Here is a 6082-nt window from a genome sequence, read left to right on the forward strand (position 1 = left end):
ACGGGCGCGGGAGTATAAAGCCCCTGCGTCCGTTTTGCATGGGTGCACTGGATCAGCGGACCTTTCCTTGCGCCAGCGCCAACTCTTCTTTATCGAAATCATCGACATCAATCACCTTGCGCCGCGCCGCTTCGGCGGTCCGCAGGGTCTGCGCTTCCACTGCCTGCAATACACCGGCCTCCAGCGCTGCATCGATGATGTGTTCCCCGGCATCCGGTTTGAGCTGGCCACTTTTGAGCGCCAGGTGCAGTTTTTTCTGCAAGGGCTGCGCTGCGTTCAGCAAATTGCAGGCATGTTGCAAAGCCCCGACGGCGTCATTGGCCGATTGCGGTCGATAGCAACCGCCCAGCAACTCTTCGAGTGTCGGGTCGCCCTTGGCGCGGCCAATCACGGCGGCCACTTCGGCACCGAGTGAGTCCGATGGCCCTTTGTGTCGGCGACCGAGCGGGAACACGATGACCCGCAACAGGCAACCCAGCACCTTGTTCGGGAAATTGGTCAGCAGTTCATCCAGCGCTCGTTCCGACTGGCCAAGGCTTTCTTCCATGGCCCAGGTAAACAGCGGCGCCATGTGCTCCGGTGAATCGAGATCGTGGTAACGCTTGAGGGAGGCAGAGGCGAGGTAGAGGTTGCTGAGAACATCCCCCAGGCGTGCTGACAGGCGTTCGCGACGTTTCAATTCGCCACCCAGCAGCATCATGCTCAGGTCCGCCAGCAGGGCGAACGCCGCGGCCTGGCGGTTGAGCGCCCGGAAGTAACCCTGACTGAGCTTGTTACCCGGTGTGTGTTCGAAGTGCCCCAAACCCAGGTTCAGCACCAGCGTGCTGGCGGCGTTGCTCACGGCAAAACCGATGTGCTTGAGCAGCAAACCGTCGAACTCGATGAGTGCCTGGTCCTTGTCTTCGCGGCCAGCCAGGGCCATTTCCTTGAGCACGAAGGGATGGCAGCGAATCGCGCCCTGGCCGAAGATCATCAGGTTGCGCGAGAGAATGTTCGCGCCTTCCACGGTGATGAAAATCGGCGCGCCATTCCAGCTGCGACCGAGATAGTTGTTCGGCCCCATGATGATGGCTTTACCGCCGTGAACATCCATCGCGTGGCTGATGCACTCGCGGCCGCGCTCGGTAAGGTGGTACTTGAGAATCGCCGAAAGTACCGACGGTTTCTCACCCAGGTCCACCGCGTTGGCGGTCAGCATTCGCGCCGCGTCCATCATCCAGGCGTTGCCGCCGATACGCGCCATGGCTTCCTGGATCCCTTCGAACGCCGACAGTGGCACGTTGAATTGTTCGCGAATCTGGGCGTATTGACCGGTCACCAGGCTGGTGTATTTGGCCGCACCAGTACCGACAGCCGGCAATGAAATCGAGCGCCCGACCGACAGGCAATTCATCAGCATCATCCAGCCTTTGCCGAGCATTTCCTGGCCGCCAATGAGGAAGTCGAGCGGCACGAACACGTCCTTGCCGGAGTTCGGGCCGTTCATGAACGCGGCACCCAGCGGCAAGTGACGGCGGCCGATTTCAACACCGGCCGTATCGGTCGGAATCAGCGCCAGGCTGATGCCCAGGTCTTCCTCATCACCCAGCAAATGATCCGGGTCATAGGCCTTAAAGGCGAGGCCAAGCAGGGTGGCCACCGGGCCAAGGGTGATGTAGCGCTTTTCCCAGTTCAGGCGCAGGCCGAGGGTTTCCTTGCCTTCCCATTCACCTTTGCAAATCACCCCGGTGTCCGGCATTGCCCCGGCGTCGGAGCCGGCCAGCGGGCCGGTCAATGCGAAGCAGGGAATGTCGTCACCGCTGGCCAGTCGAGGCAGGTAATGGTTGCGTTGTTCGTCGGTGCCGTAATGCAGCAGCAGTTCGGCGGGGCCGAGGGAGTTGGGGACCATCACGGTGGACGCGAGGTCGCCGCTGCGGGTCGCCAGTTTCATGGCGACCTGTGAGTGGGCATAGGCAGAGAAGCCTTTGCCGCCGAACTCTTTGGGAATGATCAGCGCGAAGAAACCGTTGTCCTTGATGTGCGTCCAGGCTTCGGCGGGCAGGTCCATGTCTTGCCCGATTTGCCAGTCGGTGACCATGGCGCAGAGCTCTTCGGTCGGGCCGTCAATGAAGGCCTGTTCTTCTTCGCTCAGTTGGGCTTTGGGATAGGACAGCAGTTTGTCCCAGTCGGGGCGACCGCTGAACAGTTCGCCGTCCCACCACACAGTGCCGGCATCGATGGCGTCGCGTTCGGTTTGTGACATCGGCGGCAGGGTTTTCTGGAACCAGTTGAACAGCGGCGCGCTGAAGAACTTGCGACGCAGGTCGGGCAGCAACAATGGCGCCGCAACGGCTGCGATCAACACCCAGTACAACAGCAGCAGCCAACCGGGCGCGCGGCTGAAAGCCCCCATTGCCACCACGTAAACGGCAACGATGCAAAGAGCGGGCAGGGGAGCGATGCGACGGTGGGCTAACCAGGCAATCCCGACAACCAGAACCAGTATCCACAACAGCAGCATATTTAATCCTCCATGAACCAGGGTAAAACCAACCTTCAGAGCTTAGACGGCATCCGTCAAACAGGGTGGTCAGAGCGATGTGATTGAAATCGTGGGAAACCTTGGATGAGATTTGTAGGCTCGGTTGGCAACACGCTCGGGAAATCGTTCGTTTCCTACGCGGCAATGCGCCCATGTTTGGCCGAAACGTCGTTATCTCTGTGCTGAACCTGTCGTTAGACTCGGGGCTTCCCCAGGAGATTATTCTCATGCACGAGTACTTGAGTCCCGGCCGCTTCATCGATAGTGACCACCCTTCGGTGGTGGAGTTCGCCGAACACCATCGCGGCAGCCGTCGAGATCCGGTCGAGCAGGCGATCGGCCTTTATTACGCGGTACGCGAGGCCGTGCGCTACAACCCCTACACGTTCAGCCGCGACCCGCAGACCCTGCGCGGCAGTTATGCGCTGACCACCGGGGAAAGCTATTGCGTGCCCAAAGCCACATTGCTGGCCGGCGCCGCGCGACATTGCGGGATCCCGGCGCGGATCGGTCTGGCCGATGTTCGCAATCACCTGTCGACGCCACGTTTGCTCGAATTGCTCAAGAGCGATGTATTTGCGATGCACGGCTATACGGAGCTGTATCTGAATGGCCGCTGGGTGAAGGCGACCCCGGCGTTCAATCAAAAACTCTGTGGCCTGTTCAATGTCGCACCGCTGGAATTCGATGGGATCAACGACAGTGTCTTTCATCCGTTCAATCGCGATGGCGCGCAGTTGATGGAGTATCTGGTCGATCACGGTCAGTTCACCGATGTACCCGAAGCGTTCTTTTTCGAGCATCTGAAAAAGTGCTATCCGCATCTGTTCAGCGAGCAGCTGCCCGTGCTGCTGGGGGATATGCAGAGCGATTTGAGTCGCGCCTGATCCGGCGTATGCTGCCTGCCCACTTGTCGAAAAAGAGGCGGTCATGCTGAAGATCTGGGGTCGGAAAAACTCGTCGAATGTCAAAAAGCCATTGTGGGCCGCCGAAGAGCTGGGGTTGGCCTATGAGGCTATCGATGCGGGTGGCGCCTTTGGTGTTGTCGATACGCCGCAGTATCGGGCGATGAATCCCAATGGTCGCGTGCCGGTGATCGAAGACGACGGTTTTGTGCTGTGGGAATCCAACGCCATCGTGCGTTACCTCATGGCCCTTCATGCCAACGGCAGCGCTTGGTATCCGGCGGATATTAAAGCCCGCTTCACGGCTGAAAAGTGGATGGACTGGACCACTTCAAGTTTGGCTGGCCCGTTCCGCACCGTATTCTGGGGCGTGTTGCGCACCCCGGCAGACCAGCAGGACTGGTCGGCCATCAACGCCGCTATCAAGGAATGCGAGGATTTGCTGTCGATGGCCAATCAGGCATTGGCCGCCCAGCCCTACCTGTCCGGCGATGAAATCGGCATGGGCGACATCCCGCTCGGCAGTTTTATTTATGCCTGGTTCGAGATGCCGATCGAGCGCGCACCGCAGCCGCACCTGGAAGCCTGGTATGCCCGGTTGAGACAGCGTCCGGCGTATCAAAAAGCCGTTATGACTGCTTTGACTTAATACTCACTATCGACAAGCTTGACTGTACTTGTGTGGCGACGACAAGCACCATTGCGCTCACGCGCCGTGGTTGCAGTCGCCGCCGCCGGCCGTCTTTTATTCCTTTCTTCCTTCTTGGTGCGTAATCCGATATGAGTTCCGCTCTGTCCATCCGGCAGCTAACCAAAACCTACGGCAACGGTTTCCAGGCCCTGAGTGGTATCGATCTGGACGTCGCCGAAGGTGACTTCTTCGCCTTGCTCGGCCCTAACGGCGCCGGCAAATCCACGACCATCGGCATTCTCTCGACCCTGGTGAACAAGACCAGCGGAACGGTGAATATCTTCGGTCACGACCTGGACAAGAACCCTGCGCAGCTCAAGCGTTCCATCGGCGTGGTGCCCCAGGAATTCAACTTCAACCAGTTCGAAAAGACTTTCGATATCGTCGTGACCCAGGCCGGTTACTACGGCATCCCGGCGAAAATCGCCAAGGAGCGCGCCGAGCAATACCTGACCCAGCTGGGGCTGTGGGACAAACGCGACACGCCGTCACGCTCGCTGTCCGGCGGTATGAAGCGTCGCTTGATGATCGCTCGTGCGCTGGTTCATGAACCGCGCCTGCTGATCCTCGACGAACCAACGGCAGGTGTGGACATTGAACTGCGTCGCTCGATGTGGACCTTCCTTACCGAGCTGAACCAGAAAGGCATCACCATCATCCTCACCACGCACTACCTGGAAGAGGCTGAGCTGCTGTGCCGCAACATCGGCATCATCGACCACGGCACCATCGTCGAGAACACCAGCATGAAACAGTTGCTCAGCCAACTGCATGTGGAAACGTTCCTGCTCGATACCAAAAACACGTTGACCAGTGCGCCGCAGTTGCTCGGCTACCCGACCAGGCTGATCGACAGCCACACCATGGAAGTCCAGGTCGACAAAGCCATGGGCATCACCGCGTTGTTCACTCAATTGGCGCAGCAAAACATTGAAGTACTGAGCCTGCGTAACAAAACCAATCGCCTCGAGGAGTTGTTCGTGTCTCTGGTGGAGAAAAATCTGTCGAAGGTGGCGGTATGAGTTCCGAGCTGCAACCCAACCTCGTTGCCCTCAATACCATCGTTTACCGTGAGGTCCGGCGCTTTACCCGGATCTGGCCGCAGACGCTGCTGCCACCGGCGATCACCATGGTTTTGTACTTCGTGATCTTCGGCAATCTGATCGGTCGCCAGATCGGTGACATGGGTGGCTTCACTTACATGGAGTACATCGTGCCGGGGCTGATCATGATGTCGGTGATCACCAACTCCTACGGCAACGTGGTGTCGAGTTTCTTCGGCAGCAAGTTCCAGCGTTCCATTGAGGAACTGATGGTGTCGCCGGTGTCACCGCATACGATTCTGATCGGCTACACCCTGGGAGGTGTACTGCGCGGGTTGATGGTCGGGGTCATCGTGACGTTGCTGTCGCTGTTCTTCACGGATTTGCAGGTGCATCACCTGGGCGTGACCGTTCTGGTGGTGGTGCTGACGGCGACGATTTTCTCGCTGCTGGGTTTCATCAACGCAGTGTTTGCCCGCAATTTCGATGATATCTCGATCATCCCGACATTCGTGCTGACACCGCTGACTTACCTGGGCGGGGTGTTTTACTCGATTTCCCTGTTGCCGCCGTTCTGGCAGACCGTATCCCTGGCGAACCCGGTGCTGCACATGGTCAACGCATTCCGTTACGGCATCCTCGGCGTTTCGGACATCCGGATCAGCATTGCGATCACCTTCATGCTGGTGGCGACCATCGTGTTGTACATCGGTTGCGCGAGGCTGCTGGTCAGCGGTCGCGGTATGCGTACCTAAGAGAGACCGAGTCGCCTTCAATCGCGAGCAGGCTCGCTCCCACAGGAGATCTTCAGTGCGACATAAATCCAGTGTGGGAGATTCTATGTTGCAGGGGAACCCTGCAGCCGTAAATTCGGCTGGTATTCGCTCTGGTTTTTCATGAGGGCGAATGCCACCCGACACAG

At 58.7% G+C, this 6082-nt stretch carries 5 protein-coding genes; 4 read left to right on the forward strand and 1 reads right to left on the reverse strand.

From position 1 onward, the window contains the following. Window positions 1-52 precede the first annotated feature (52 nt). Complete coding sequence (locus J2Y56_RS27155) at window positions 53-2500, reverse strand: acyl-CoA dehydrogenase (RefSeq protein WP_310353851.1); 2448 nt, start codon at window positions 2498-2500, stop codon at window positions 53-55. 248 nt (window positions 2501-2748) lie between these two features. On the opposite strand from J2Y56_RS27155, the gene J2Y56_RS27160 reads away from it, so the two are divergent. The 4 genes from J2Y56_RS27160 (at window position 2749) to J2Y56_RS27175 (ending at window position 5915) form a co-directional block, all read left to right on the forward strand. Next, window positions 2749-3408, forward strand: a complete 660-nt coding sequence (locus J2Y56_RS27160) for a transglutaminase family protein (protein ID WP_007945764.1) — start codon at window positions 2749-2751, stop codon at window positions 3406-3408. Window positions 3409-3451: 43 nt separating this feature from the next. Further along, window positions 3452-4075, forward strand: a complete 624-nt coding sequence (locus tag J2Y56_RS27165) for a glutathione S-transferase family protein (RefSeq protein WP_007945763.1) — start codon at window positions 3452-3454, stop codon at window positions 4073-4075. Window positions 4076-4206: 131 nt separating this feature from the next. Continuing rightward, window positions 4207-5139 carry an ABC transporter ATP-binding protein gene (locus J2Y56_RS27170; protein WP_310353853.1) on the forward strand — a complete coding sequence of 311 codons (933 nt, stop codon included), beginning with the start codon at window positions 4207-4209 and terminating at the stop codon, window positions 5137-5139. Beyond that, a complete protein-coding gene (locus J2Y56_RS27175) occupies window positions 5136-5915 on the forward strand; it encodes an ABC transporter permease (protein ID WP_310353856.1) in 780 nt (259 codons plus the stop codon). The genes J2Y56_RS27170 and J2Y56_RS27175 overlap by 4 nt, the downstream gene beginning before the upstream one ends. Window positions 5916-6082 lie beyond the last annotated feature (167 nt).

This window comes from Pseudomonas sp. BE134 (assembly GCF_031456105.1).
GTDB lineage: Bacteria > Pseudomonadota > Gammaproteobacteria > Pseudomonadales > Pseudomonadaceae > Aquipseudomonas.

Coding starts and splice junctions, on each gene's coding strand:
- J2Y56_RS27175 (WP_310353856.1), top strand. CDS start 5,136: ATGAGTTCCGAGCTGCAACCCAACCTCGTTGCCCTCAATACCATCGTT.
- J2Y56_RS27155 (WP_310353851.1), bottom strand. CDS start 2,500: ATGCTGCTGTTGTGGATACTGGTTCTGGTTGTCGGGATTGCCTGGTTA.
- J2Y56_RS27165 (WP_007945763.1), top strand. CDS start 3,452: ATGCTGAAGATCTGGGGTCGGAAAAACTCGTCGAATGTCAAAAAGCCA.
- J2Y56_RS27170 (WP_310353853.1), top strand. CDS start 4,207: ATGAGTTCCGCTCTGTCCATCCGGCAGCTAACCAAAACCTACGGCAAC.
- J2Y56_RS27160 (WP_007945764.1), top strand. CDS start 2,749: ATGCACGAGTACTTGAGTCCCGGCCGCTTCATCGATAGTGACCACCCT.